Origin of the sequence: Falsiroseomonas oleicola, from assembly GCF_019029495.1 — a bacterium.
In the GTDB taxonomy this organism is placed as follows: Bacteria; Pseudomonadota; Alphaproteobacteria; order Acetobacterales; family Acetobacteraceae; genus Falsiroseomonas; species Falsiroseomonas oleicola.
Genome location: NZ_JAERQM010000002.1, coordinates 628483 through 653371 on the forward strand (window position 1 = coordinate 628483; position 24889 = coordinate 653371).

Here is a 24889-nt window from a genome sequence, read left to right on the forward strand (position 1 = left end):
CTCATGAGCGGATCGCGCGGCCGCGGCACCTACAACTTCCGCATCCAGGCGGAGGGGTTCGCCGAATTCGTCCAGGACCTGCGCAGCGTCGCGGGCGAATCCGAGGCCGCCAACCGCGCCATCGAAACCCTGGTGCGATCCAGCCCGCAACTGGCCAGCGCCATGGAGGTGGCTGCCGCCGCGACGGAACGGGCGGCGAAGCGGGCGGTGGAGTTGCGGGAGCAACAGGATCGCGGTGCCAGTTCGGCAGGTCGCGCGACACAGACGGTGGGCGGGCTGTCCACGGCGCTGGGCGACCTGGAAGGCAAGACGACGGCAGCGCGTCGCGCGGCCGGTGATTTGCGGGGCGCGCTGGATCTGATCGGCGCCAGCACCATCGCCCAGCGGGTGGGCGATGTCAGCAGCATCATCTCTAACGTCGGCGATCTTTTCGGCACGGCTGGGCTGGCCGCGGGGCGCTTCGAGGGCGCCTTGTCGCTACTGTCCGGGCGGCTGGCCGCAGTGGCCGGTATCGTCGCCTTGCCGCTGTTCCTGCAATCCGTGGGACTCGGCATCAGCACCGCTGGCGAGGCGGCGCAGACCGCCAGTGGCGCGATGGGCCAGTGGCAAGAGACGCTGCTGCGCCTCAATCCGACTCTGGAGCAGACGGCCGCTGCCGCGAATGCTGCGGCGGATGCAATCCGCAAGGCCAATCTGGCGAGCCTGGAAAGCAGCTTCGGCGTTAACCTTGATCGGCGCGCTGCGGCTATCGCGCGACTGCCTCAAATTGACGCACAGTTGGTGCAGGCCGAGCGTTCGGCCGCAGAGGCGGAGGCGCGTGCCGTTAGCCTGACTGTGCAGGCGGGGGCGGATGCGCAGAGTCCGATTTTGCGAAACCGTACCCTGCTCGGCGCCAGCACAATCGACGAGGCTAATCGTGCGGCCCAAGCTGCTGCGGCGGCGCGGGAGCGTGTGACCGCGCTGCGAAACGAGCGCCTTCAATACGAGGGCGAAATCCAGCGGCTTTCGGAAACCGCGGCGGAATTCCAGAACGCCCGCGCGTTGATCCAGGGCGCCATCTACGGCGAGCCTGCCGGTCCGGAGGCGCCGGCCGGGCTGCCGGCGTCGGCGGCAGCGGCGGCAGCCGTCGGTCGCCGCATCGCCGACACCTCCGCGCGCGACGCGGCCGAGCTTGAGCGCGACTTCCAGCGTTCCGAGCAACTGGCCCGGCGAACGGCGGAGGCGCAGTTCGATGCCTTCAGCCGCGTCCAGACCGAAATCACCCGCGCGCAGCAGCGCGAGGAAGCGGTGCGGGAACGCTCGGCGGAGCGGGTCACGGACAGCATCACCCGCTATGCGGCCGATGGCTTCGCGGACCTGTTCCAGAGCGTGGAGGGCGGCTGGGCGGCGACGCTGCGCAAGCTGCAGCAGACGGCCCAGAGCACGGTCATCCGCTTCGGGGCGGAGGCGCTTATCCGCCCGGTGGTCGCCTCCGGCGTCAATGCGCTGGGGCTGGGAAGCGGCGCCGGCGGCCTGTCGGACCTGCTGGGCCTCGGCCAGACCTTCGGCCAGGCGACCAGCCTTCTGGGGCTCGGCAGCGGTGGCGGCATCGGCAGCTTGCTGGCACAGCCGATCTTTGGCCAGGCGGCGCTGACCAGCTCCACGAACAGTGCCTTGGCCGCGCTGGGGCCGGGCGTCTACGGCCCGGCGGCGCCTTCGGCCCTCGGGCTGGGCGGCGCGACCTTCGGTCAGGCGCTGGGCGGCATCGGTGGCGGCTTCGCCATCGGCAGCACCATCGGCGGCCTGATCGCCGGCAACAGCGCGGCGCGGCAGACCAGTGCGCAGATCGGCGCGGGGCTCGGCGCCGGCGCCGGCTTCCTGATCGGCGGGCCGGTGGGCGGGCTGATCGGCGGCGGCCTGGGTGGCGCGCTGGGTGGCGTCCTCGGCCCCGGCGAAAAGACCAACGCCTTCGGCTATGGCGTGACGGCCGCCGGCGGGCAGCTTGGCCTGTCCGGGCTGTCCACCACGGGCGATGGCGCGGGCGGGGATCAGGCGATCGCCGCGGCGCAGCAGCAGGTGGCGCAGATCAACGCCGCGCTGGCCGCTGCCGGGCTGACGGTGCGCGACAACAACCGCGCTGTCACCGGAGGCGGCAATCGCCCGACCGATGGCAGCCAATCCGCCAGCTTTGAAGAGGCGCTGCGCACCTTCCGCTTCAGCAGCGGGAACGGCAACGTCCAGACGGCGCTGGATCGCCGGCCGGAAGCGACGCTGGATGAGGCCCTGGCCATCGCCCAGAATTTCGAGGCGGTGAAAGCCGCCATCGAATCGCTGACGGCCGCGCCGGTTTCCGCCCTGACGGCGGAGCTGCGGCAGATCGGCGTCGTCTTCGACGCGGCCCGCGCCAGCGCGGCGGAGTACGGCCTGGCGCAGGACGAGCTGAACCGGCGCCAGCAGGAAGCGGTGACGCTGGCCGAGACCCGGTCGGAGGCCGGGTTGCTCGGCGGGCTGACACAGCGGTCGCGGATCCTCGGCGGCTTTCTGGAAACGCGGGCGCGGTCGACCGGGTCGGCGCAGTCGCAGTTCGCCGCGGCGCGGTCGCAGTTCGACAATGCCTTGGCGGCGGCCGGCGCGGCGGGCACGGAATCCGCCGATCTGTCCGGCCTGGTGCGGTCGGCGGAGGCTTTGCTCACCGCCAATTCGGCCTTCAACGGCGGCGGCGCGCAGGCGGCGGCGGTGGAAGCGCAGGTGCGCGGCGCGATCATCGCGGTGGGCGGGCAGTTGGACCTGCCCGGTTTCACCGATGACCTGACGGGCGCGATCTACCGCGCTGGCGAACGGCAGGTGAATGAGCTGCAACTGTTGCGCAATGAGGTGACCGCGATGCGAGAGGAACTGCGTGGCATCCGCCTGCTGTCCGCGCGCGGATGACGGCCCTCGCCCCGCTTGCCGCCGCGCCGCTGGCGGCGCTGTGGACCCAGGCCACGCCGCAGGCCGTCGCCGTGCTCGCCCCCGCCGACCTGGTGGGCGGGGAGGCGGTGTGGATGCTGCTGCTGGGCGTGTCCGGTGCCACCGGAACGCCGGCGCCGGCGCCGCTCGGCATGATGGCCGGCGCGCCGCTGGCGGCGCCGGACCGGCCGGCCGATGTGCCCAGCGATGCGCCGGAGATTCGCGTTTCCGACCGCGGCTGGATTGGTGAGCCGGATGACCTGGCCGCGCCGAACCTGATCTGGGCGGCGCGGATGATGGAGCCGCCGGCGTTGGAATTCACGCTGCCGGTGCTGCCCGAATCCGCCCGCCGCCGTGTCGCGACGGCGGGGGAGGTGCTGCTGGCCAATGGCGATGGCGCGCTGGACTATCTGGCGGGGGACTGGCGGGTGGGCGGGCAGCCTGTGACGCTGCTGCGCGGCCCGCATCGCCGGCCTCGCCACGCGCCATTTGCCGAGTTTGTGGAGGTGGCGCGGCTGCGCGCGCGCGGCGCGGCCAGCGGTACATCCCGCCTCGCCCTGCCGCTGCGCGATCCCGGCGCGGACCTGTCCGTGCCGCTTGCGCCGCTCTATGCCGGCGCGGGTGGGGCGGAGGGTGGCAGCGACCTCGCCGGGGCGCCGAAGCCGGTGCTGTACGGGATCAAGCGGCGGATCGAGCCGGTGCTGGTCGATCCCGCCCGCTACATCTACCAGATCCACGACGGCGCGATCGAGGAAGTCATCGCGGTGCGGGATCGCGGCGCACCCCTGACCGATGTGGGGGACTCGCTGTCCTACGCGGCGCTGGAATCCTTCGTGCCGGGCGCGGGCGAATTCCGCACCTGCCGGTCGGCCGGCATGGTGCGGGTGGAACCTGCCGGGGCCGATGGCGTGTCCCTGCTGACGGTCGATGCGCGGGGCGCCACGGCCTTTGGCGGCTATTCGGCGGGCACGCCCGCCAGCATTGCTCGCAAGCTGCTGCTGGGGCCTGGCGGCCTTTCCGCCGCGGCCTTGGTCCAGGACGCGTTCGGCGCCTGGCCGGTCGGCGAGGCGGGGCTGTACCTGATCGGCGGCACGGTGGCGGAGGCGATGGACGCGCTCGCGGCCGGGGTCGCCGGCTGGTGGGGCGCTGATCGGATGGGCCGATACGACGGTGGGCAGGCGACCGCGCCGGAGGGCATGGGGGCCGCCTGGGTGATCCAGCCCTGGATGCTGCGCGCCCCGCCGGAGGAAGCCGGCACGCCGGATGCGCCGCGCTGGCGCACCACGGTGGGCTATGCGGCGCCGGGCCGGGTGATGCGGGCGGAGGATCTGGCAGGCAGTGTTTCCACCGCCGATCGCGACGCCTGGGGGAAGGAATTCCAGCCTGCCGTTGCCTTCGACGCCACGGTGCGGGCGACCTATCCGCAGGCGGATGAAGCGCCGAACCTAATCAGCGTCTTCGACCAGGAAGGGGATGCTGCGGCGTTGGCGACGCAGTTGCAGGGGCTGCACGGCGTGCCGCGCCGGACATGGCGCGTGGCGCTCAACCGGGCCGGGCTGGCGGTACAGCCGGGCACGGCGCTGCGGCTGATCTGGCCGCGGCACGGCCTGACCTCTGGTCGCACGCTGCTGGCCCGGGGCATTTCGATCCGCGGCGATCGTGCCGAGTTGCTGCTGTGGGGGTGACATGGGCACGCTGATTTCCTGGGTGAACCTGGCCGATGCGGCGGCGGAGATCTCCGCGACGTCGGAGGGGGCCGGGCTCGGCGTGCGCAACCTGCTGACCGAACCCGTGGCGGAGGTCTGGCGCTGCCCGCCCTTGGCCTCCGGCGCGGCGGCGCATGTCAATGTGGACCTCGGCGGCGCGCGGACGATCGGCCTGGTGGCGCTGTTCGCCCCGCGGGATGGCCTGCTGGTCGCGGGCTACAGCGTGCGACTGTTCCTGAGTGCCGTCGCCGCCGGCGGCGATGATGTGGCGGATGTCGCGCTGGCGCCGCTGGATTTGCCGGCTGGGCGCGGCGCATGGCGGTATGTGCTGCCGGTGCCGGCGGAGGTGCGATTCATCCAGCTGCGCTTCGTCTCCGGCGGTGCGGGCGAATACCTGCAGCTCGGGCGGCTGTGGATCGGCCCGGACTTCCGGCCTGCCGTGCCATTCAGCCGCACCGATCATGCGCGCGGCGTTATCAGCGCCGGGCTGGCGGAGCGCAGCACAATTTCCGGCATCCTGTCGGCGCAGCGCGGCGCGACGCTGCGTAACCCGACCTTCAGCCTGCCGCTGCTGACCGATGCGGAGGCAGACGTGGTTGAGGACATGGCCCTGGCGGCCGGCAACTTCGGCCAGGTGGTGGCCAGCCCGCGCACCCAGGCGGGCGCGGCGGGCTTTGTCCTTGGGCGATTCGAGACGCCGCCTTCGCCCCGCATCGTGACGCCCCTGCGCTGGAGCGCGAGTTTTTCGGTTGTGGAGGATCTGTGAATGGCACGGACGGTGCTTGGGGATGCGGTGCTGGTCACCACCACCACGACGGGGACCGGCACCTATGCGCTGGGCAGCGCGGTGGCCGGCTACTTCCATCCGGCGGATGCGAATGTGGCCAGCGGCAGTCGCGTGTCCTTCGTGGTGGTGGACAGCCTGACGGCGCCGACGGCGCGCGAGATCGGCGAGGGTGTGCTGACCACGGGCAGCCCCTGGACCCTGACCCGGGCGACCATCCGCAACAGCCTGTTCGACGGCGCATCCGTCTCGGGCAGCGCGCTGAACTGGCCGGCGGGCACGCGCTACGTCTTTCTCACGCCGATCGCCGCGCGCACGCCGCAGCTCGATACCGACAATGCGCTGCATGCCGTGAACGTTCCGAAGGCCTGGGCGGTGTTCAACGGGTCTGGTCTGATCGCCAGCCATGGCATCGCCAGCATCACGGATCATGGCGTGGGCGACGTGACCTTCACCTTCGACGAAGCCTTTCCGGATGCGAATTACTGCATCCTGGGCACGGCATCGCTGATCTCCAGCGACGGCGCCATCACCACCTTTCAGCCGCGATCCGATACCAGCCAGATCGCCGCCTCCGCCTGCCGGATGCTGTGCAGCTATGATGTCAGCGCCTCCGGCCGCACCGCCGTTGATGCGCCCTATATGAGCGTGTCGTTTCTGGGAGAGCCGTGATGCTGCAACGGATCATCTATCCGCAGGATGGCGGGCCGATTGCCGTGGTGACGCCGGCGCGCGTGGTGCCGCGGGGCGATGAGACGCCGCCGGAGGCATTGCTTCGGCTGGCGCGCCAGGTGGTTCCGGCGGGCCGGCCATTCCGCATCGCGCTCGCGTCGGAGCTGCCAGCGGATCGCACCTGGCGCGATGCCTGGACCGCCGATTTCAGCAGCCCGGACGGGCATGGGGGTGAGGCATGATCGTCATCGATCCTGATCGGGCGCGCGCGGTGCATCGGGACCGGCTGCGCGCCGCACGCGCGCCGCTGCTGGCAGCGCTGGATGCGGCGTTCCTGCGCGCGCTGGAGGCCGGCGAATCCGCGGCGGACATCGTCGCCCGCAAGCAGGCGCTGCGCGATGCGCCGGCAGCGCCGGAGATCGACGCGGCGGCGCCCGATGACCTGCCCGGCACGATCGGGGATGCCGAGCTGCGTGACCGCTACGCGGCGATGTTCCTGCCGCAGGCCTGACGCCTGGCCGCGCGCCGGCTGATTCCATCGAGGGAGTTCTGCGATGTCTGTTTCCGTCGCCCCGATCGGGCGCTTGCGGACGGCTGCGCGCGTCTCGGGGCTCGATCCGCAATTTTTCGTGGGCAGCACCGTCACCTGGCTTGCCGAGTTTCGCGACCCGGTGACGAAGGTCCTGCGGGCTGCGCCGGGCGATGTCGTCTTTGTCTACGCCGCACCAGACGGGACGCCGCTCAACGGATTGGTGGGGCAGGTGGTGTCCACGGGGGTCTACGCGGCATCGATCACCCCCGACGATATCGGGGGGTGGTTTGTGCGGATCGAGGTGCTGGGCGCGCGCATCGATGAGCGCGCATTCGGCGTCGTCGCGAGCAGCATCGATCTGGATGCTGAGGCCGGCCCTGTGCTGGTCGACGATGACGGTGAGTATCTGCTGCTGGATGACGGCACGGCGATGGAGGCCTGAGACGTGGCAAGCAAGATTCGCGTCGGGCGCGTTTCCTCGCGCCCGCTGGTTGCGCCCGCGCGTGAGGACGCGCTTGTCCTCAACACGGCGACGGGCGTGAAGCGTACCACCTATGGACTGATCGAGGATACCGCCGTCGCGGCTGCGGAGATTGCTGCCGAGGCAGAGGCGCGGGCGGTGGCAGAGGGCGCTGTGCCTGGCCTGGTGCAGACTGCGGCGGCCCCCATCCTGGCCGAGACGGAAACCGCGCGCGACCAAGCCCAGGCCGCCGCCGCCAGCACGGCCGACGCGGTGGCCAATGCCGCCGTGCTGGCCGCCACGCTGGCGGCGCTGCAATCGGTGATCGGCACGGCGGCAGGCCAGGTGGCCGAGGTCTACGCCGACCCCGCAGCCCCCGCGACGGCCAATCCGGACGGCAGCAACCGCAACGCGCGATACCGCTGGGACGGTGCCGCATGGGTCTATGACGGGCCGACCACCCGCACGCTGGAGGCCGCGCTGGCGCTGGTCGCGCCGTTCTACGCTGCGGCAAATGACGACCGCGCGGCGCTTTCGCTTGTCGATACCGACGGGATGGAAGGGCTGCGCGTCAGCCGCGACTTTCTGTCTCTGATCTTCGGCGGTGGCAGCCTGGAGGGCGACGGCCCTGGCGGGGCCACCACGGTCACGACGCGCGACGCCTCCGGCGTTATGACGTTGACCGCGGAGGGGTTGGCGCTGGCGGGGGTGCTGCTCTCGGCTTTCGGCGGCTCGCTGTTCGCGGTGGGCGACGAGGACGGCTACCAGCTCCTGGAAGTGGCGCCCGGCTCGACGGCGCTGCCGGGCATCAGCGCCACGCCGCTGGCCGCCCGGATCGCGAAACTGCGCATCGGCGTGGACGAGGCCGGGCGCGGCGCGATCATGGACAGCGCGGGCGTGGCGCGGCTGGTGCCGCTCGCCGAGGGGGGGGTGCTGGTGCCCGGCGCGGCCGAAATCGGCTACGCGGACATCCCCGGCATTGCCGTCGTGTTCGCCGACCCAGAAGGGTTCTGGTACGGCCACATCACTGATGACGGCGATTTCAGCGGAGTGGTGGCGCCAGAGCCGGAGCCGGCGGCGCCTGACCTCGATCCGCTGTTTGGCGGGGATCTGTATCTGCTGCCCGACAGGCCGATGCCGCTTTATCCGCAGATGCTGCTGGCCGCGCGAGCTGATGCGGCAGTCGCGCGCGTTAGCCTGTCGAGCGATGACTTCGTCACGACCGGGCGCGACGAATTGCTGATCGATCCCGCGCGCTGCGGCGCGACGGGGACGCTCACTGTGGTGCGGGACGGGCCGGCGACAAATGCGCGCCTCAAGATACCGCTCGCCATCCATGTCGCGACGCCGGCCAGCCAGACGCCGCGGGTGCTGATGATCGGCGACAGCATCACCAACCGCCAGCAACCGACACTCGTGCAGGCCCGGCTGGCCGCGCTCGGCATCAATCCTGTCTGGATGGGCACGGTCAACACAACTGACAGTCTGACTTCGGGCGGCAGTGGCGGCCCGCTGGCCGAGGCGCGGGAGAGCCGGGCTTACGGGGACTTGGTCTATTCGGTGCTGGACGGTGAGGCGATCCCGGTCGCGGCTGGCGACGAGGCCGCCTATCTTGCAATGAGCAAGGCCGACAAAATCACGCGCAACCCGTTCCTGCGGCTGGCAACCGAAGAGGACCCGCCGGAGATCGTGCGCAACGGCTACGTGTTCGATCTGCGATTCTATCTGGACCGGTTCAGTTTTGCGGACCCGGACATCCTGTGGGTCAACCTCCTCGAAAACGACTGTCAGGAGACCCCCACGACCGTCGACGCCGTGGTGGCGGATGCGGTCGCGATCGTGCTGGCGCAGGCGCGGGCGGCGGTGCCGGGGATGCGCATTGGTTTTGCCTGCTCAGGCCAGGCCCTCGGCTCACTGGGCGAGGGGCGATGGACGCTGAAGGCCCGCGCCATCCGCGCGCTCATCAGCACTGTGCGGGCGGCGGAGGACCCGCTGGCCACGGTGGTCTCGGCCTGGGCGCACCAAACGCCGGACGACGGCTGGGCCACGGCCAGCGCCACCACGGATCCGGAGACCGGCGTCATCGCCGGCGACGTTACCGACCACATCCATCCAGTCGAGATCGCGCGGCGCCAGCTCGCCGAAGCCACCGCCGCGTTCATCGCCGCCAGCGCCTGAAAGGGATTTTCGCATGACGCTCATTTTGCGCTCGACCAACGGGGCCATCGCGGCCAATCCCACCGGGTTCCGGCCGCCGGTCACCCGAGGTCTGGTGGGCTGGTGGTTCCACGGTGGCGACGCCGCGCGGACCCGGAAAAACCTCTGGGTGCCGGATGGCTCCATGGATGCCACGGTGGTCGGGTCGCCGACTTACAGCGCGCATTCCGCGCGCTTCAAGGGCTTCACCAACTTTCTCCAGACGCCCTTCGTGGACACCGCGAACATCACGCTGATCCAGGTGGCGTCCTCCCCCGCCACGATGGATGGGATCGACAAGCCCTTTTTCATCGGCAATTTCGTGTCGAGCAGCCAGGGCGGCGCCAACATCTTCGCGCTGTCCGGCACACCCTCGGCGGCGGTGATCGCAGGTGGCGCCGACTTCGGCGCAGCGATCCGCAACGGGACGGTGACCGTCCCGGACCTGACGGTCCCACGCATCCTGGTGAACACCGTGACCGAAGGCGTCGGTCCTACCATGCGGGACGAGACGGCTGGCCTGTCTGGCACATTCGAGACCACGGCGGATCGGGAGGTGGGCGGCGGCGGCGCGATCCGCATCGGCTCCGGCTACAACGCGGGCTATACGGGCGACGTCGATGCCTATTGCTCCGTGATTTACGACGTCGATCTGACAACGTTGGAGCGGGCCGCAATGGCGGCCTACCTGCGCGGCTACTATGGGCGCCGCAGCATCACGGTGTAGGCCGCCGCTGGCGCGCCCCGCAGGGGCGCGCCGCTCAACGCGGCGACGCCGCACCACCCGCACGAATGGAGGCACCACGATGCGGAGACACGAGACATGCGGCGCATGACGGATGACCAGTGGCTTGCCCTCAAAATCGCGACGGGCGCCGGCTTGCTCGGGGCCTTCGCGCGGGTCGTGCTGGCCCTGCATGGCGGGCTCAGGTCGCCGGTACTGCTGGCTATTGAGGCGTGCGTCGGCGCCACGCTCGGCATCATCGCGGCGTCCGGCGCGCTGTATTGGAGCCCGGAGCTATTCGACGCCGGGCGCGGCATGCTGGTGGTTGGCGGCGTGGGCGGGTTCAGCGGCGTGCTGGGGACCCGGCTGATCGATATGCTGGCGGAAGCCGCCAGGAAGCGGCTGAACGGCCAGTAGCCCCGCGCCGCCCCGGGTGCGGGCGGCACATCCCAAGGAGACGATCATGTGGAAATGGATTCTCGCCCGCCTGGGCGAGGACAGTACGCGCGCGGCCGTCGGCCAGCTCGGGCTGTTGGTTGTGCTGGCCGCGGTGGCGTTCGGCGTCGACATGGACGCGCTGCTGACGCAGGCGGAGGCCTATACCGCGCGTATCGTGGCCATGCTGGGCGCGGTGATTGTGGCGGCGGTGCAGGTGCAGCGCATCCTGACCCCGGACGCCCCGCCGCCCGAGGCGCAGGCGGTGCTGAAGGCGGCGGAGCTGCTGGGTGAGGCGGCGCGCGCCCCGCCGCCAGGTGCGCCCAACCTGGTGCTGAGCAGCAAGGAGGCGGCGCGCATGCTGGGCCGCCAATGAGCTGGCTTTCCTCCATCTTCGCCTTGCTGGCCGGGCGGCGGGAGGTCGCAGCGCCGGCCGCCAGCACCGCCGCGCCGATCGCTAGCGCCCCCGTGGCGCCACGCGCGCCCCTGCCGGTGCCGGCCGTGGGCGATGCCCTGGCGGCGCCGCCCCCGCCGCCCGTGGTGGCCGCGCCCGCGGTCGCCTGGATGCGTATCGACAATCACAGGCTCGTCGGCGCCAATTTCGACCCGAGCCCGCGCCTGGGCGGCGTCATCACGCCGCTGTTCCTGGTGATGCACTACACGGCCGGCTGGTCGGCGGCCAACTCGGTTCGGGCGATCAAGCAGGCTGGGCTCTCGGCGCATTTTTTCGTCGATCGTGACGGCAGGGTGATCCAGACCGTGCCCTGCAATCGCGCGGCCTACCATGCCGGCGTGTCTGCCTGGGGCGGCCATACCGACCTCAACCGGCACTCGATCGGGATCGAGATCGCCAATATCGGCTGGCTGAACAAGCGGGTTCCGGATGGTTGGACCCGCGACGGCCTCAGCCGCGCCGTGCCGGTGGGGCAGGTGCTGCTGGCCGCGCATCGCAACGGCGGCGCCAGTATGGCGTGGGAGGTCTATCCGGAGGCGCAGTTGCGCGCGCTGGACGATCTGACCCGCGCCATCCTGGCGGCCTATCCAACGATCCGGGACGTGGTCGGCCACGACGACATCTCGCCCGGCCGCAAGCAGGATCCGGGGCCGGCCTTTCCGATGGCGCGGTTTCGGCGGCTGGTGGGGTGATAGGTGTGCCGAATCAGAAAGCCCCGCCAGGCCATGTGCCGGGCGGGGCTTTTTGCGTTTCGGGGGGTTGCGTGGACGCTTCGGCGAGGGCGTCGCGGGCGTGAGCAATCGCGGCCTGCCTCATGCCCATATCGTAGGGGTCCGCCGGGTTCAGCCGATCCCAAGCGGGGCGGCCTGAGACAGTCTTGCGACGCGCCTCATATAGCGCTCGTGCCTTGGCTTCGACCGCCGGGTCGTTCGGGTGGAGTAAGGGCATTTCGGCCTCCGGGGTTAGGGATCGCGGGCACCGCCCTCCGGCCTTGCTCGCTAAGTGCCCATATTCTAGCCTTGCCGTTCTGCATAGCAAGTGGCAAATTGCCAAATACGATAGGACGGCAAGCGGTGAGGCTGGTGTATCTATGCGAGCGCAAAGGCCTCCCAAGTCTGGCAGATCAGCGAGCGGCCCTTGCAGCGGCCGGCCTGACCGAAGCTGAGATGGCAGAGGCATATCTCGATCGGGCCATGCGGAAGCCTCGCCCCGGCGAGGCGGCGCAGCCGGAGCGCGACCACATCATCGGCTCCGCTCGGCCGGGCGATGAAGTGTGGGTGTCTCGCCCGGCGGTCATCGCCACGATGGAGGATGAAGCCCTGCGCTTCCTGGCCAAGATCAGCGAGCACGGCGCCGTCCTCTGCATCGCCAGCACGGGCGACCGCTACAGCGTGCCTCCCGAGGCCAAGGATGGGGTCGCGGCCGGGTTGCGGCTGGCCGCCGACATCAAGGCGGATGAGCGCAAGGCCGTCATGGAGCGCGCGCGCCAGGGAAGCCCCGGCAGGCCGGCAGGCAAGGCCAGGATCAGCGCCGATCGGCTGGAGGCTGCCCGCGCTATCTGGTTCAACCACGACCTGTCCGGCCCCGAGTGTGCGGCGCGGACGGGCATCGGGCAGCGGACGCTGGCCCGCCATTTCGGAAAGCGCGGGACGCCAGCCTTCGGCGCCGCGCTGAACAAGCGGAGGGGCAAGACATGACCGAGCAAAATCCGACGGCCGTCGTGCCGTTCCAGGCGCGGGTTGCCGTGGCAGTTGCGGCGTGCCTTGGCGATTCCAGCGCCGCCGATCTGAATGAGCGGCGATTGCGGTTCCTGGAAGAGGCGCTGGAGGTTTTTCAGGCGCCGGGGCCGGACGGCTCTCCAGGCCTCACGGAAGGCGCTGCAATCCAGGTCGTCAGGTATGTTTTCGCCAAGCCGCCCGACCCTATCGCGCTGGAGGTTGGGCATGCAGTTCTCGCCTTGGCGGCGCTGGCGTCGGCCGCTGGGGTGGACATGGCCGCGGCGGGAGAGGCCGACCTGCTGCACATCCAGACCAACGCAGCGAGCATCGCGCGGCGGCACGCGGCCAAGCCGAGGATTGCCCAATGACAAGCAGCCCCGAGACGACCCCGGCGGAGCGGCGGCTTGGCCGTCTGGCAGACGCGCTGATGCTGGCGACGGTTTTCCTGGCCGGCGCCAGCGCGGCGACATGGGTGCTCGCATGAACCCGCATGGCCGTAGCCTGCTGGCCGCCGCCGCCCTGCTGGCGCTGGCGCAGCCCCTCCATGATTTCGCCACGCCGCAGATCGGGCCGGGCGAGCGCAAGGCGCCAGGGGGTCGCATCCTGCCGGCGCCGCAGGCGCCCCCCCCGCCGCCTCGCGACGACACATGGACCGCCAAGCGCAAGGCGAAGGCGCGGGCGAAGCGTGGGAGGAACTGGTGATGGATGACGTGCAGAAGACGACCCGGCCGGGATGCCTTGACCTCTGTTGCACGACCGCCAATCACATTCCTCTCTGACCGCCGACAGCCCCTCTGTCACTGCAACAAGTCGTTGATTTATAATACAATTCCCATAACTACGGATCTGGGGGTTAGGAGTTCGAATCTCTTCGGGTCCGCCAGGTTTGCCGCTTTGCGAGAGCGGCCACGTCATTTTCCTCAGCTTGTTTGTGGTTTCGGTAGGATTTCCGGCGGCCCAGGCGCGCGTCGGGCGCTGTGGCAGTTGGCCTGCGGCGCGACCCGGCCCGGCGTCAGGCATGGCCAGCGTCGGAACCGGCGCGTGTCCGGCATAGGCCAGGCGCTCGCGCCCCTGCCGACCGTCGGCCAGGCGCAGCCGCCGGTGCCCACGCTGCATCTCTGCCGCGATGAACAGCGCCTCCACCACCCGCTCCGCGGGCTTGGCTCGCCGCATACGCGACCTCGGCCGGCTTCACCGGCCGCAGGTCAGCCTTCTCGGGCGTTGGATCAGACGGCGGTCCCGCCGATGGTCAGCCCCATCATCTTCAGGGTCGGCTGGCCGACGCCCACCGGCACGCCCTGGCCCTGCTTGCCGCAGGTGCCGATGCCGGCATCCAGCGCCATGTCATTGCCGACCATCGCCACCTTGGTCAGCGCATCCGGCCCGTTGCCGATCAGCGTTGCGCCCTTCACCGGCGCGCCGATCTTCCCATCCTCGATCAGATAGGCCTCGCTGGCGGAAAACACGAACTTGCCGGAGGTGATGTCCACCTGGCCACCGCCGAAATTCACCGCGTAGATGCCGCGCTTCACGCTGGCCAGGATCTCGCCGGGGTCGCGGTCGCCACCCAGCATCACCGTATTGGTCATGCGCGGCATCGGGATATGGGCATGGGACTGGCGGCGGCCATTGCCGGTCGGCGCCACGCCCATCAGCCGGGCATTCTGCCGGTCCTGCAGGAAGCCCACCAGGATGCCGTCCTCGATCAGCGTGGTGCGCCCCGAGGGCGTGCCCTCATCATCCACGCTCAGCGAGCCGCGGCGATCCGGCATGGTGCCGTCATCCACCACGGTGACGCCGGGGGAGGCGATGCGCTGGCCGAGCAACCCCGCGAAAGCGCTGGTCTTCTTGCGGTTGAAGTCGCCCTCCAGCCCATGGCCGATCGCCTCGTGCAGCAGGATGCCGGGCCAGCCCGGGCCGAGCACCACCTCCATTTCGCCTGCCGGGGCGGGCACGCTGTCGAGGTTCAGCAGCGCCTGGCGCAGGGCTTCCTCCACCGCGGCCTTCCAGGTGGCCTGGTTCAGCACGCGTTCATAGGCGAAGCGGCCGCCGGTGCCGGTGCTGCCGGTCTCCCGCCGCCCATTCGATTCCACCACCACGGCGACGTTCAGCCGCACCAGCGGGCGCAGGTCGGCCACCCGGGAGCCATCCGGGCGCAGGATCTGCACCGCCTGCCATTCGCCGAAGATGGAGGCCATCACCTGCTTCACCCGGGGGTCGCGGGCGCGGGCATAGGCGTCGATCTCCGCCAGCATCTCCGTCTTGGTGGCGAATTCCATGGCGGACAGCGGGTTCAGCTCGGAATAGAGCCGGGTGTTGGTGGCGCGGGGGCCGACATCCAGCGTGCCGGAATGGCCGGCGGCCACCGCCTTCACCGTCTCCGCGGCGCGACCCAGCGCGGCCTCGGTGATCTCCGCCGCATGGGCATAGCCGGCGGCCTCGCCGGCCACGCTTCGCAGGCCAAAGCCGCTGGTGACATCGAAGCTGGCGGAGCGGATGCGGCTGTCCTCCAGCGTGATCCCCTCGCTCTCCCGGTGTTCGAGGAACAATTCGCCATCCTCGGCGCCTGCGGTGGCGAGGCGGGTCAGGCGCTCGGCCTCCGCACGGTCCAGCCGGGCAAAGAACAGCGCATCGGTGGCAGCCAGGGCGTCGGTCACGGCGAGTCCTTCACAGGCGTTGTGACGGGATATGGGGTCCCGGCCGCCAAGTCACCTGGCGGCGGCATGGCGATCAGCCGGTCGGCCGGGAAGCGCAGAATGGCGACGGTGCCGGGGCCGGATGGTGTTTCCAGCCCCACCGTGCCGCCCAGGGCCTCCGCCAGGCTGCGTGCCAGATACAGGCCGAGGCCGGAGCCATGGAAGCGGCGGGCCAGGGAATTGTCCACCTGGGTGAAGGGCTCGAACACCCTTTCCCGGTCCTCGGGCGCGATACCGATGCCGGTATCGGCGATGCGGATCGCCAGCCCCTCGGCGGAGGTGGTGGCGGTCAGGGTGATGTGGCCACCGGCCGGGGTGAACTTCACCGCGTTGGACAGAAGCTGCACCAGCAACTGGTGCAGACGCTTCGCATCGCTGCGCAATGAGGGCAGGCCCTGTGGCACCTCCATCACCAGCGTCAGCCCGGCGCGTTCCGCCTCCACCGCGATCGCCGCACGGGCGCCGGCGAGCAGCGGGGCCAGTTCCACCGGCGCTTCGGCCATCTCCAGCGCCCCGGTCTGGCTGCGCGCCACATCCAGGATGTCGTCGATCAGCAGCAGCAGGTGGCGCCCGGCCTCGTTGATCCAGCGGGCATAATCCTCCTGCCGCTTGCGGTCGCGTTCGCCGGCCAGCGCCTCGGAATAGCCGATCACCGCATTCAGCGGGGTGCGCAGCTCATGGCTCATCGTCGCCAGGAAGCGGGACTTGGCCTCGGAGGCGGCCTCCGCCGCGACCCGGGCGCGCTCCAGCTCGGCGCGGATGCGGTATTCCTCCGTCACATCGGTGAAGGTCATGACGAAGCCCCCATCCGCCATGGGGTCGGAGGTGACCTCGATCACCCGGCCATCGCGGGTGCTGCGGTGGTAGGCGTAGGATTTGGTCCGGTCATTGGCCTTGGCGCGCGCCGCCGATTCCGCCGAGATCTCGCCACGGCGGACCTGCTCGTCCAGCACCTCATTCACGGCCCTGCCGGGTTGGAGGAAGGAGTCCGGCAGGCCGATCAGCGCCGCGGTGCGGCTGTTGATGGTCAGCAGCCGGTGGTCCGGGCCATACATGCAGATGCCCTGGCGGATCGACCCCTGCATCGCCTCCAGCATCGCGGCGCGGTGGCTGGCCTCGGATTCGGCGCGATGGAGGGCGGTGACGTCGGTCAGGACGCTGATATGGCCGCCATCCGGCAGCGGCGCGACGCGGCTTTCCACAGCCGTGCCGTTCGGCCGCACATGCCGCAACAACCCGCCATCTGTCGCCTCGGTGGGGCGGCGCAGCACCAGGGCCGCTTCCTCGGCGGTGAACTCCCTCTCTGCCAGGCGCCGCGCCACCAGATCCTCCAGCTTTTCCCCCCTGGCGATGGGGGAGCCGGCCATGATCGAGACATAGGCCCGGTTGAACCTGGCGACGCGGCGGTCGGGCGTGAAGACGCAGACGCCGTGCGGCAGCGCCTCCAGCACCCCGTCCAGCAGGGCGGCGCGTTGGCTGGCCTCATCCTCCGCGCGTTTGAGCGCGGTGATATCGTCCAGCTCGATCATGAAGCCGCCGGGGGGCAGTGGCTGGCTGCCGATGCGCAGCACATCGCCATTCGGGCGCGTGCGCTGGCGCGTGCCGGACTGGAAGCGGCCATGCGCCATGCGGTCGGCTGTCTCCCGCACCTCCGCCGCATCCATCTCGCCGCGTTCCTGCAGCAGGTCCAGGATCTCCCGATGCGTGATGCCCGGGTGGACGCCGCCGCCGGACAGGCCGATCAGGGACTCATAGGCCGTGTTGGAGAGGGTCAGCCGCAGGTCCGAATTGAAGACCGCGACACCGGATTGCAGCCGCGCCAGCACCGTCTCCAGCAGGCGGGCGCGCAGGGTGGCTTCCGTCTCGGCGCGATGGATCGCGGTGACATCGGTGGTGCAGGTCATGAAGCCGCCCCCGGGCAGGGGGCGGCTTTCGGTCAGGCCGATGCGGCCGGTGCGGCTGCGCACCAGGCGGCTATGCGGCTGGCTTCGGTCGATGGACAGCAGCGCGCGGATGATCTGGGCCGGGTCGCCGGGGCCATAGGCGCCGTTCCAGGCGAGAAAGCCGATCATCTCCGCCAGGCTGGTCCCGGGCAGCACCGCCGCGGGGTCGAGGCCGTGCCAGGCGAAGCTGACATCGCTGGCGAGCACCAGGCGATGCTCCGCGTCATAGACCGTCACGGCGACCGGCAGCGCCGCGAGAAGCGCGCGCAGCCGGTCCACCGGGGCGGTGGGAGAAGATGTCACGGGGGGGAGGGCGACGGCCGCAGCGCGTGCAACGCGACCAGCGCCGTGGTCAGCACCAGCACCGCCACCGCCTGGTGCAGCGTGCCGAGCGACACTGGCACCACGTGGACCAGCGTGGCGACGCCGAGGGCATATTGCAGGGCGACCGCGGCGCCGAAGCCGAGCACGGCGCTGCGGGCCAATCCCGGCGGCAGCCGCCGCAGCGCCGCCCAGACCGCGCCGATGGCGAACAGCCCTGTCAGGGTCGCCAGCAGGCGATGGTTGAACTGCACCGCGGCGACATTGGCGGTCAGGTTGGTCCACGCCGGTGACAGCAGCCAATAGCCGTCCGGCACCAACTGGCCATCCATCAGCGGGAAGGTGTTGAAGCTCAGCCCGGCGCGGATGCCGGCCACGAAGCCGCCGGCCAGCATGGCGCCCACCAGCGTCCAGACCGCCACCTTCAGCATGCGCCGCGCCGGACGTGCCGCCGGCGGCGCATCGCCCTGTGGCCGCAGCAGGCCGAGCGCGGTCCAGACCAGGGCGGCATAGATCAGCAGCGCCAGCCCCAGATGGATCACCAGGCGATAGGGGGAGACGGCGGTGCGATCCGCCTCGAAGCCGGAGGCGACCATGTACCAGCCGACGGCGCCCTGAAGCCCGCCCAGTGCCAGCAGGCCCAGCAGCCGGCCCTTCGATCCTGCGGGAATCTGGCCGCGCAGCCAGAACCAGGCGAGGCCGGCGGCATAGGCCAGCCCGATCAGCCGGCCCCAGAAACGGTGGATCCATTCCAGCCAGAAGATCTGCTTGAAGCCCTCGATCCCGAAACCCTGGTTGACCAGGGCATATTGCGGGATGGTGCGATACAGTTCGTAAAGCCGCTGCCACTCCGCCTCGCTCAGCGGCGGCAGGGTGCCGGACAACGGCGCCCATTCCATGATCGACAGGCCCGAGCCGGTCAGCCGGGTGGCGCCACCGATGGCCACCATGATCCAGACCAGCCCGGCGACGCCGAACAGCCAGGTGGCCACGGCGCGGGTGGCGCCGCGCTGGGTGATGTCAGGAGGCGGGGGATCGAAGGGCATGGCGGGACATATATAAGGCGCGGGGCATTTTTGCAGCATCCCGCGCCCTCGGCCACCCCGCTTGCCGCCCGCTCCGCCCCCTGCTACCCCGCGCCTCATGGCCCCCGACCCGTTCCAGAGGCCGGAGCGGCCCGTCCCTGCCAATCCGGACCTGCCCCCGCACAGCGACACGCCGTTGATTTCGGTGGTCATCCCCATGCGCAACGAGGGTCCGAACGTCCTGCCGCTGATCGAGGAGATCGCACAGGCTTTGGCCGGCACGGCCCATGAGATCGTCTGCGTCGATGACGGTTCCTCCGACGACACGCTGGCCCGGCTGACGGAGGCCGCGGCGCGCTACCCGGTCGTGGTGCTGCGCCATGCGCAATCCTGCGGCCAGTCGGCCGGCGTGGTCAGCGGCGTGCTGGCGGCGCGGGCCGCGTGGATCGCGACGCTGGATGGTGATGGCCAGAACGACCCTGCGGATATCCCGGCGCTCTGGGCGCGGGCCCAGGGCCTGAGCCAGGGCCAGGCGGACCTGCTGGTGGCCGGGCATCGCACGAAGCGCAAGGACAGCGGCGTGAAGCGGGTGACCAGCCGCCTGGCCAATGCCGTCCGTGCCCAACTGCTGGGCGATGCGACGCCGGATACCGGCTGCGGGCTGAAGGTGTTTCCGCGCGCCTTGTTCCTGGAACTGCCGCGCTTCGACCACATGCACCGCTATCTGCCGGCCCTGGTGCTGCGCGCCGGGGGGCGGGTGGTGAGCGAGCCGGTGAACCACCGGCCGCGCCTTCGGGGCCAATCCAACTACGGCACGCTGGACCGGCTGCTGGTCAGCATCTCCGATATGCTGGGCGTGATCTGGCTGCAGCGCCGCTGGAAGCGGCCGCGCGCGGAACGCGTGGCGCCCGCGCCGCCGCCGGGCTGAGCATGGCGGAACGCTGGCGCTCCATCGCGAAGCTGCTGCTGCTGGCGGCCGGGCTGCTGGCGGCGGGCGCCCTGCTGCGGCAGATGGGCGGGGTGCCCGGCACCGGCTGGATCGATCGCGAAATCCGCGGCGAGGGGCTGTGGGGCGAGATGATCTTCGTGCTGGTCGGTGCCGCGCTGACGGCCGCCGGGGTGCCACGGCAGAGCATCGCCTTTCTCGGTGGCTACGGCTTCGGCACGGTGCTGGGCACGGCGCTGGGCCTGCTGGCGCAGTTGCTGGGATGCGCCGCCACCTATGCCTGGGCGCGGCTGCTGGGGCGGGCATGGGCGGAGCGGCGGATGGCTGGGCGCTTCGGCCACCGGCTGCGGCCGCTGCGCGACACGCTTCAGGCACAGCCCTTCGCCGCCACCCTGGCGCTGCGGCTGCTGCCGGTGGGGAACAACCTGGCGCTGAACCTGTTGGGGGGAATGGCCGGTCTGGCGGCGGGCCCTTTCCTCGCGGCCTCCGCGCTCGGCTACCTGCCGCAGACGGTGGTCTTCGCGCTGCTCGGCAAGGGGATTCGCGTGGAGGGCGCCTGGCAGCTCGGGCTGGCGGCGGCACTGCTGGCGGTGTCCTTCGGGCTCGGCCTGTGGCTGCTGCGGCGGCACCGGGCGGCGCGGGCCCTCGATGACGAAAGCTGAATGACGAAAGCTGAGCGGCGGCTTGCGCCGCATCAAGGACGACCCAGCTCGCCTGGGTGAAAGGAGGCGTCATGGATACGGATGTCGCCATCATCGGGGCTGGCCCCGCCGGACTCGCCTTGGCCTGCGCCCTCGCGGGCAGCGGATTGCGCGTGACGCTGCTGGAGCGGGCGCCCGAGGCGGCCATCGCCGAGCCCGCCTTCGATGGGCGGGAGATCGCGCTGACCCATCGCTCCCAGGCCATCCTGCGGGACCTCGGCGCCTGGGGACGGATTCCGGCTGCCGAGACCGCGCCGCTGCGGGAGGCGAAGGTGCTGAACGGTGCCTCGCCGCTGGCGCTGCGCTTCGCGCCGGGGCGGGCAGGGGAGCCGCTCGGCCGGCTGGTGCCAAACCAGTTGATCCGCCGCGCCCTGTTCGAGGCGGCCGCCACCACGGAGGCGCGGCTGGTCGCCGGGCGCGCCGTCACCGGCCTGGCGCTGGCACCGCAAGGCGCCAGGGTGACGCTGGAGGGCGGGGAGGTGGCGACCGCCCGGCTCGTCGTCGCGGCGGATTCGCGCTTCTCGGAGGCGCGGCGCCTGGCCGGGATCGGCGCGGCGATGCTGGATTTCGGGCGCACCATGATCGTGGCCCGCGTGGCGCATGAGGCGCCGCATGGCGGCGTGGCGACCGAATGGTTCGGCCATGGCCAGACCATCGCCATGCTGCCGCTGAACGGGGCGATGTCCTCCGTCGTGCTGACCCTCCCGCCCGCCGAGGCCGCGGCGGCGATGGCGATGACGCCGGAGGCTTTCGGGGCGGAGGTGACGCGGCGCTATGCGGCACGGCTTGGCGCCATGATCCTGGCCGGCACGCGGCATGCCTATCCGCTGGTCGCGGCCTATGCCCATCGCTTCGCCGGGCGGCGCTTTGCCTTGCTGGGGGATGCGGCTGTGGGGATGCATCCGGTGACGGCGCATGGCTTCAACTTCGGCCTGTCCGGCGCCGAGATCCTGGCGCGCGAAATCCGTCGTGGCGCTGATCCCGGGGCGATCGCCGGGCTGTTCCGCTACGCCACCGCACATCGGGGGGCGACCCTGCCGCTGTTCCTGGCGACCAATGCGGTGGCGCGGCTGTATTCGGATGACCGCGCCCCGGCGCGGCTGGCGCGTGCGGCTCTGATCGGGGCGGGGGCCATGCTGGCGCCGCTGCGGCGGGCGATCGTGGGCCGGCTGATGGATGCGGCACCTGGCCATTCCAGGGGGCATATCGGCGCAGAATTGAAATGACGAGAGATTAAATTCCTCGATTCTGGCAACGTGCCACCCTGTCGCAGGGAGGCGCACCATCAGGGACCACGCCAGCGAATTCGAGGCGAAGCTGACCAAGCCCTGCCGGAGCCGTCATGGCAGCGGACCGGTCACTTGACCGGTCCGAGCGCCCGACGTTTGAGGTCGGCCCGTAGCGGTCACGCGATAGGGCCGGTGATGTCATGCCTGCTCAGTGCAGGATGAACTGCCCCCCCGCATAGCGCAGCTCCGCCGGGCGGGTGAGGGCGGTGGAGGCGACGCGGACGGAATGCAGCGGGCCCTCGATCTCCCGCTGCCAGAAGGCCAGGAACTTGCCGAGCGCCGGGAAGCTCGGCGCCAGGTCGTGCTTCTGCCAGATGAAGGTCTGCAGCAGGCCGGGATGGTCCGGCATGTGGTACAGGATCTCGGCGGTGGTCAGGTGCCAGTCGGGGATGGCGGCGAGACGGGCGAAGCGTTCCAGGCCTTCGAGTTGCATCGTGCTCCTTCCTGACCCTTCTGGGTCACTATCTGCGCGACATGCCGGGCGGTTCCTGCCCGGCACGGCGAGCATGGCATGGAGGGGTTAAGGGAGTGCAAGAAAAACCTTCATAATCAATCCACTAGCACTCGCACTCTCTGAGTGCTGCCGAGACTTGACGAAAAAGGGGGCTTGGCCTACATCGCTGGCACTCCTCTGGGGGGAGTGCTAGCGGACGCCATAACGGGTTCGCTGGTCGCCGTTATCTCCGGAAGAGCTTGCCAATCACTGGAAGCGACAGGAGAAGTCCATGGGCTTTCGTCCACTGCATGACCGCGTTCTCGTTCGCCGTGTCACGGCCGAAGAGAAGAGCAAGGGCGGCATCATCATCCCCGACACCGCCAAGGAAAAGCCGCAGGAAGGCGAAGTGATCGCCGTCGGCTCCGGCACCCTGAACGACAAGGGCGAGCTCCGCGCGCTCGACGTGAAGGCCGGCGACCGCATCCTGTTCGGCAAGTGGTCGGGCACCGAAGTGAAGCTCGATGGCGAGGAGCTCCTCATCATGAAGGAGTCCGACATCATGGGCATCCTCGACACCCCTTCCGTGGCGAAGGCGGCCTGACGACGGCGGAACGGGGCACGGCACGCCGCGCCCCATTTCCGGCCGCTCGGCCATTTCTTCGCTTGGTTTCCTCAACGGATTGATCGGGAATTATCAACATGGCAGCTAAAGACGTTAAGTTCGGCGCGAATGCGCGTGAACGCATGATCCGTGGCGTGGACATCCTGGCCGACGCCGTGAAGGTGACGCTGGGCCCCAAGGGCCGCAACGTGGTCATCGACAAGTCCTTCGGCGCGCCGCGCATCACCAAGGACGGCGTCACCGTCGCCAAGGAGATCGAGCTGGCCGACAAGTTCGAGAACATGGGCGCGCAGATGGTGCGCGAAGTGGCCTCGAAGACCAACGACACGGCCGGCGACGGCACGACCACCGCGACCGTCCTGGCGCAGGCGATCGTCCGTGAGGGTGCCAAGGCGGTTGCCGCCGGCATGAACCCGATGGACCTGAAGCGCGGCATCGACAAGGCCGTGACGCAGATCGTGGCCGAGCTCGAGGCCAAGACGAAGAAGATCACCACCTCCGCCGAAGTGGCGCAGGTCGGCACGCTCTCCGCCAATGGCGAGAACGAGATCGGCGAGATGATCGCCAAGGCGATGGAGAAGGTCGGCAACGAGGGTGTCATCACCGTCGAGGAAGCCAAGTCCATCCAGACCGAGCTCGACGTCGTCGAGGGCATGCAGTTCGATCGCGGCTATGTCTCCCCGTATTTCATCACGAATGCGGAGAAGATGATCGCCGAGATGGAAAACCCCTACATCCTGATCTTCGAGAAGAAGCTGTCCCAGCTGCAGCCGATGCTGCCGCTGCTCGAATCGGTGGTGCAGTCGGGCCGTCCGCTGGTGATCGTGGCCGAGGATGTCGAGGGCGAGGCCCTGGCCACCCTGGTCGTCAACAAGCTGCGTGGTGGCCTGAAGATCGCCGCCGTCAAGGCGCCGGGCTTCGGTGATCGCCGCAAGGCGATGCTGGAAGACATCGCGATCCTGACCGGTGGCCAGGTGATTTCCGAGGATCTCGGCATCAAGCTCGAGAACGTGACCCTCGCCATGCTCGGCCGCGCCAAGCTGGTGAAGATCGAGAAGGAAAACACCACGATCGTCGACGGCGCCGGCGAGAAGACCGAGATCGAGGGCCGCTGCGAGCAGATCAAGGCGCAGATCGAGGAGACCACCTCGGACTACGACCGCGAGAAGCTGCAGGAGCGTCTGGCCAAGCTGGCCGGTGGCGTCGCCGTCATCCGCGTCGGCGGCTCGACCGAGGTCGAGGTGAAGGAGCGCAAGGATCGCGTCGACGACGCGCTGCATGCGACCCGCGCCGCGGTTCAGGAAGGCATCGTGCCGGGCGGTGGCACCGCGCTGCTGCGCGCCAGCACCAACCTGCACACCCTGAAGGGTGCGAACAGCGACGAGCAGGTCGGCATCGAGATCGTTCGCCGCGCCATCCAGGCGCCGCTGAAGCAGATCGCCGAGAACGCCGGCAAGGATGGCGCCGTGGTTGCGGGTGAAGTGCTCCGCAGCGACGTCTACACCTACGGCTACGACGCCCAGAAGGACGAGTACAAGGACCTGGTGGACGCCGGCATCATCGACCCGACCAAGGTTGTGCGCACGGCCCTGCAGGATGCGGCTTCCGTCGCGTCCCTGCTGATCACCACCGAAGCCATGGTGGCCGAGCGTCCGGCGAAGGCCTCGGCCCCGGCCGGCGGCGGCGGCGGCATGGGCGGCATGGGCGGCGACATGGACTTCTGATCGCCTGGGGCTGCCGGATCGCTGCATCGCAGCGGGACGGCAGCTTCTCGTGAGCAGGATTTTGCCGAAAGAAGGAGGCGGGCCTTAGGGTCCGCCTCTTTTTTTGTTGCGACCGCAACAAATATGACATCGCCGTGACCGATTGGTCGTGAGCTTTGACTCTTTGTAATGTGGCTGCGCATCCTCGGCCGGTCATTGCGTATCGGCTTGCCTCGCCGTGCCTCCCCGGCTCTGTCCAGGGTGCCTCCAGGTTCCGCCGCCGCATGGCGTCCCGCTCAGGCGATCGGCGCTCGGGCGAGCAAGTCCAGGGAGGAACCAAGTCGCATGTCGACTGGCACCGTCAAATGGTTCAATGCAACGAAGGGCTTTGGCTTCATCGTTCCGCAGGATGGCGGCAAGGATGTGTTCGTCCACATCACCGCCGTGCAGAAGGCGGGCCTGCAGGGCCTCAATGAGGGCCAGAAGGTCTCCTACGAAGTGGCGATGGAGCGCGGCAAGGCGGCTGCCATCAATCTCCGGCCGCTGTAGTCAACGGGTTGAGGCGGGCGGCTGATGCCGCCCGCCTTCCGCCGCCCCG

At 70.0% G+C, this 24889-nt stretch carries 25 protein-coding genes; 21 read left to right on the forward strand and 4 right to left on the reverse strand.

All coding sequences use genetic code 11. The features are described from left to right. The first annotated feature begins 3 nt into the window (after nt 1-3). From JJQ90_RS09805 to JJQ90_RS09875, 15 genes are all read left to right on the forward strand, one after another. Nucleotides 4-2910, forward strand: coding sequence for a hypothetical protein (locus JJQ90_RS09805; protein WP_216874781.1), 2907 nt, complete (start codon nt 4-6; stop codon nt 2908-2910). Then, entirely contained in the window at nt 2907-4613 is a 1707-nt protein-coding gene (locus JJQ90_RS09810) for a hypothetical protein (protein ID WP_216874782.1), read from the forward strand. Before JJQ90_RS09805 ends, JJQ90_RS09810 begins: the two co-directional genes overlap by 4 nt. A gap of 1 nt (nt 4614) precedes the next feature. Next, on the forward strand, nt 4615-5400 hold the full coding sequence (locus JJQ90_RS09815) for a hypothetical protein (protein ID WP_216874783.1): 786 nt from the start codon (nt 4615-4617) through the stop codon (nt 5398-5400). Next, nucleotides 5401-6090 carry a hypothetical protein gene (locus tag JJQ90_RS09820; protein WP_216874784.1) on the forward strand — a complete coding sequence of 230 codons (690 nt, stop codon included), beginning with the start codon at nt 5401-5403 and terminating at the stop codon, nt 6088-6090. Next, a complete protein-coding gene (locus tag JJQ90_RS09825; protein ID WP_216874785.1) occupies nt 6090-6332 on the forward strand; it encodes a hypothetical protein in 243 nt (80 codons plus the stop codon). The genes JJQ90_RS09820 and JJQ90_RS09825 overlap by 1 nt, the downstream gene beginning before the upstream one ends. Continuing rightward, entirely contained in the window at nt 6329-6601 is a 273-nt protein-coding gene (locus JJQ90_RS09830) for a hypothetical protein (protein ID WP_216874786.1), read from the forward strand. Before JJQ90_RS09825 ends, JJQ90_RS09830 begins: the two co-directional genes overlap by 4 nt. Nucleotides 6602-6644: 43 nt before the next feature. Beyond that, a complete protein-coding gene (locus JJQ90_RS09835; RefSeq protein ID WP_216874788.1) occupies nt 6645-7064 on the forward strand; it encodes a hypothetical protein in 420 nt (139 codons plus the stop codon). Between the two features lie 3 nt (nt 7065-7067). Beyond that, nucleotides 7068-9260, forward strand: a complete 2193-nt coding sequence (locus tag JJQ90_RS09840; RefSeq protein WP_216874789.1) for a hypothetical protein — start codon at nt 7068-7070, stop codon at nt 9258-9260. Nucleotides 9261-9273: 13 nt separating this feature from the next. Further along, nucleotides 9274-10005 carry a hypothetical protein gene (locus tag JJQ90_RS09845; protein ID WP_216874791.1) on the forward strand — a complete coding sequence of 244 codons (732 nt, stop codon included), beginning with the start codon at nt 9274-9276 and terminating at the stop codon, nt 10003-10005. A 96-nt stretch (nt 10006-10101) separates the two neighbouring features. Further along, nucleotides 10102-10419 carry a hypothetical protein gene (locus tag JJQ90_RS09850; RefSeq protein WP_216874793.1) on the forward strand — a complete coding sequence of 106 codons (318 nt, stop codon included), beginning with the start codon at nt 10102-10104 and terminating at the stop codon, nt 10417-10419. Between the two features lie 46 nt (nt 10420-10465). Beyond that, a complete protein-coding gene (locus JJQ90_RS09855) occupies nt 10466-10813 on the forward strand; it encodes a hypothetical protein (RefSeq protein WP_216874795.1) in 348 nt (115 codons plus the stop codon). After that, a complete protein-coding gene (locus tag JJQ90_RS09860) occupies nt 10810-11583 on the forward strand; it encodes an N-acetylmuramoyl-L-alanine amidase (RefSeq protein ID WP_216874797.1) in 774 nt (257 codons plus the stop codon). Before JJQ90_RS09855 ends, JJQ90_RS09860 begins: the two co-directional genes overlap by 4 nt. Before the next feature lie 381 nt (nt 11584-11964). Continuing rightward, on the forward strand, nt 11965-12588 hold the full coding sequence (locus JJQ90_RS09865; RefSeq protein WP_216874799.1) for a hypothetical protein: 624 nt from the start codon (nt 11965-11967) through the stop codon (nt 12586-12588). After that, on the forward strand, nt 12585-12977 hold the full coding sequence (locus tag JJQ90_RS09870; protein WP_216874801.1) for a hypothetical protein: 393 nt from the start codon (nt 12585-12587) through the stop codon (nt 12975-12977). The genes JJQ90_RS09865 and JJQ90_RS09870 overlap by 4 nt, the downstream gene beginning before the upstream one ends. A gap of 112 nt (nt 12978-13089) precedes the next feature. Continuing rightward, the gene (locus JJQ90_RS09875; RefSeq protein ID WP_216874803.1) at nt 13090-13311 is read left to right on the forward strand and encodes a hypothetical protein; all 222 of its coding nucleotides are present in this window, start codon (nt 13090-13092) and stop codon (nt 13309-13311) included. A gap of 524 nt (nt 13312-13835) precedes the next feature. Here JJQ90_RS09875 and tldD read toward each other — a convergent pair. The 3 genes from tldD to JJQ90_RS09890 are packed head-to-tail and all read right to left on the reverse strand — an operon-like array spanning nt 13836 to nt 18615. Beyond that, nucleotides 13836-15266: a metalloprotease TldD gene (tldD, locus tag JJQ90_RS09880; protein ID WP_329959419.1), complete on the reverse strand. Its 1431-nt coding sequence runs from the start codon at nt 15264-15266 to the stop codon at nt 13836-13838. After that, nucleotides 15263-17551, reverse strand: coding sequence for a PAS-domain containing protein (locus tag JJQ90_RS09885; RefSeq protein ID WP_216874805.1), 2289 nt, complete (start codon nt 17549-17551; stop codon nt 15263-15265). The genes tldD and JJQ90_RS09885 overlap by 4 nt, the downstream gene beginning before the upstream one ends. Next, nucleotides 17548-18615: a COX15/CtaA family protein gene (locus tag JJQ90_RS09890; RefSeq protein WP_216874807.1), complete on the reverse strand. Its 1068-nt coding sequence runs from the start codon at nt 18613-18615 to the stop codon at nt 17548-17550. The genes JJQ90_RS09885 and JJQ90_RS09890 overlap by 4 nt, the downstream gene beginning before the upstream one ends. 97 nt (nt 18616-18712) lie before the next feature. Between JJQ90_RS09890 and JJQ90_RS09895 the strand changes: the two genes are divergently transcribed. The 3 genes from JJQ90_RS09895 (at nt 18713) to ubiM (ending at nt 21467) form a co-directional block, all read left to right on the forward strand. Continuing rightward, on the forward strand, nt 18713-19522 hold the full coding sequence (locus JJQ90_RS09895; RefSeq protein WP_216874809.1) for a glycosyltransferase family 2 protein: 810 nt from the start codon (nt 18713-18715) through the stop codon (nt 19520-19522). A 2-nt stretch (nt 19523-19524) separates the two neighbouring features. Further along, on the forward strand, nt 19525-20202 hold the full coding sequence (locus tag JJQ90_RS09900) for a TVP38/TMEM64 family protein (RefSeq protein WP_216874811.1): 678 nt from the start codon (nt 19525-19527) through the stop codon (nt 20200-20202). 71 nt (nt 20203-20273) lie between these two features. Further along, nucleotides 20274-21467: a 5-demethoxyubiquinol-8 5-hydroxylase UbiM gene (gene ubiM, locus JJQ90_RS09905; RefSeq protein ID WP_216874813.1), complete on the forward strand. Its 1194-nt coding sequence runs from the start codon at nt 20274-20276 to the stop codon at nt 21465-21467. A gap of 211 nt (nt 21468-21678) precedes the next feature. Here the strand turns inward: ubiM and JJQ90_RS09910 are convergent, their stop codons facing one another. After that, complete coding sequence (locus JJQ90_RS09910; protein ID WP_216874815.1) at nt 21679-21963, reverse strand: usg protein; 285 nt, start codon at nt 21961-21963, stop codon at nt 21679-21681. A 292-nt stretch (nt 21964-22255) separates the two neighbouring features. On the opposite strand from JJQ90_RS09910, the gene groES reads away from it, so the two are divergent. The 3 genes from groES (at nt 22256) to JJQ90_RS09925 (ending at nt 24840) form a co-directional block, all read left to right on the forward strand. Continuing rightward, nucleotides 22256-22567, forward strand: a complete 312-nt coding sequence (gene groES, locus JJQ90_RS09915; RefSeq protein ID WP_216874817.1) for a co-chaperone GroES — start codon at nt 22256-22258, stop codon at nt 22565-22567. 98 nt (nt 22568-22665) lie between these two features. Continuing rightward, nucleotides 22666-24312: a chaperonin GroEL gene (gene groL / locus JJQ90_RS09920; RefSeq protein ID WP_216874818.1), complete on the forward strand. Its 1647-nt coding sequence runs from the start codon at nt 22666-22668 to the stop codon at nt 24310-24312. Nucleotides 24313-24636: 324 nt separating this feature from the next. Continuing rightward, the gene (locus JJQ90_RS09925; protein ID WP_216874820.1) at nt 24637-24840 is read left to right on the forward strand and encodes a cold-shock protein; all 204 of its coding nucleotides are present in this window, start codon (nt 24637-24639) and stop codon (nt 24838-24840) included. Nucleotides 24841-24889 lie beyond the last annotated feature (49 nt).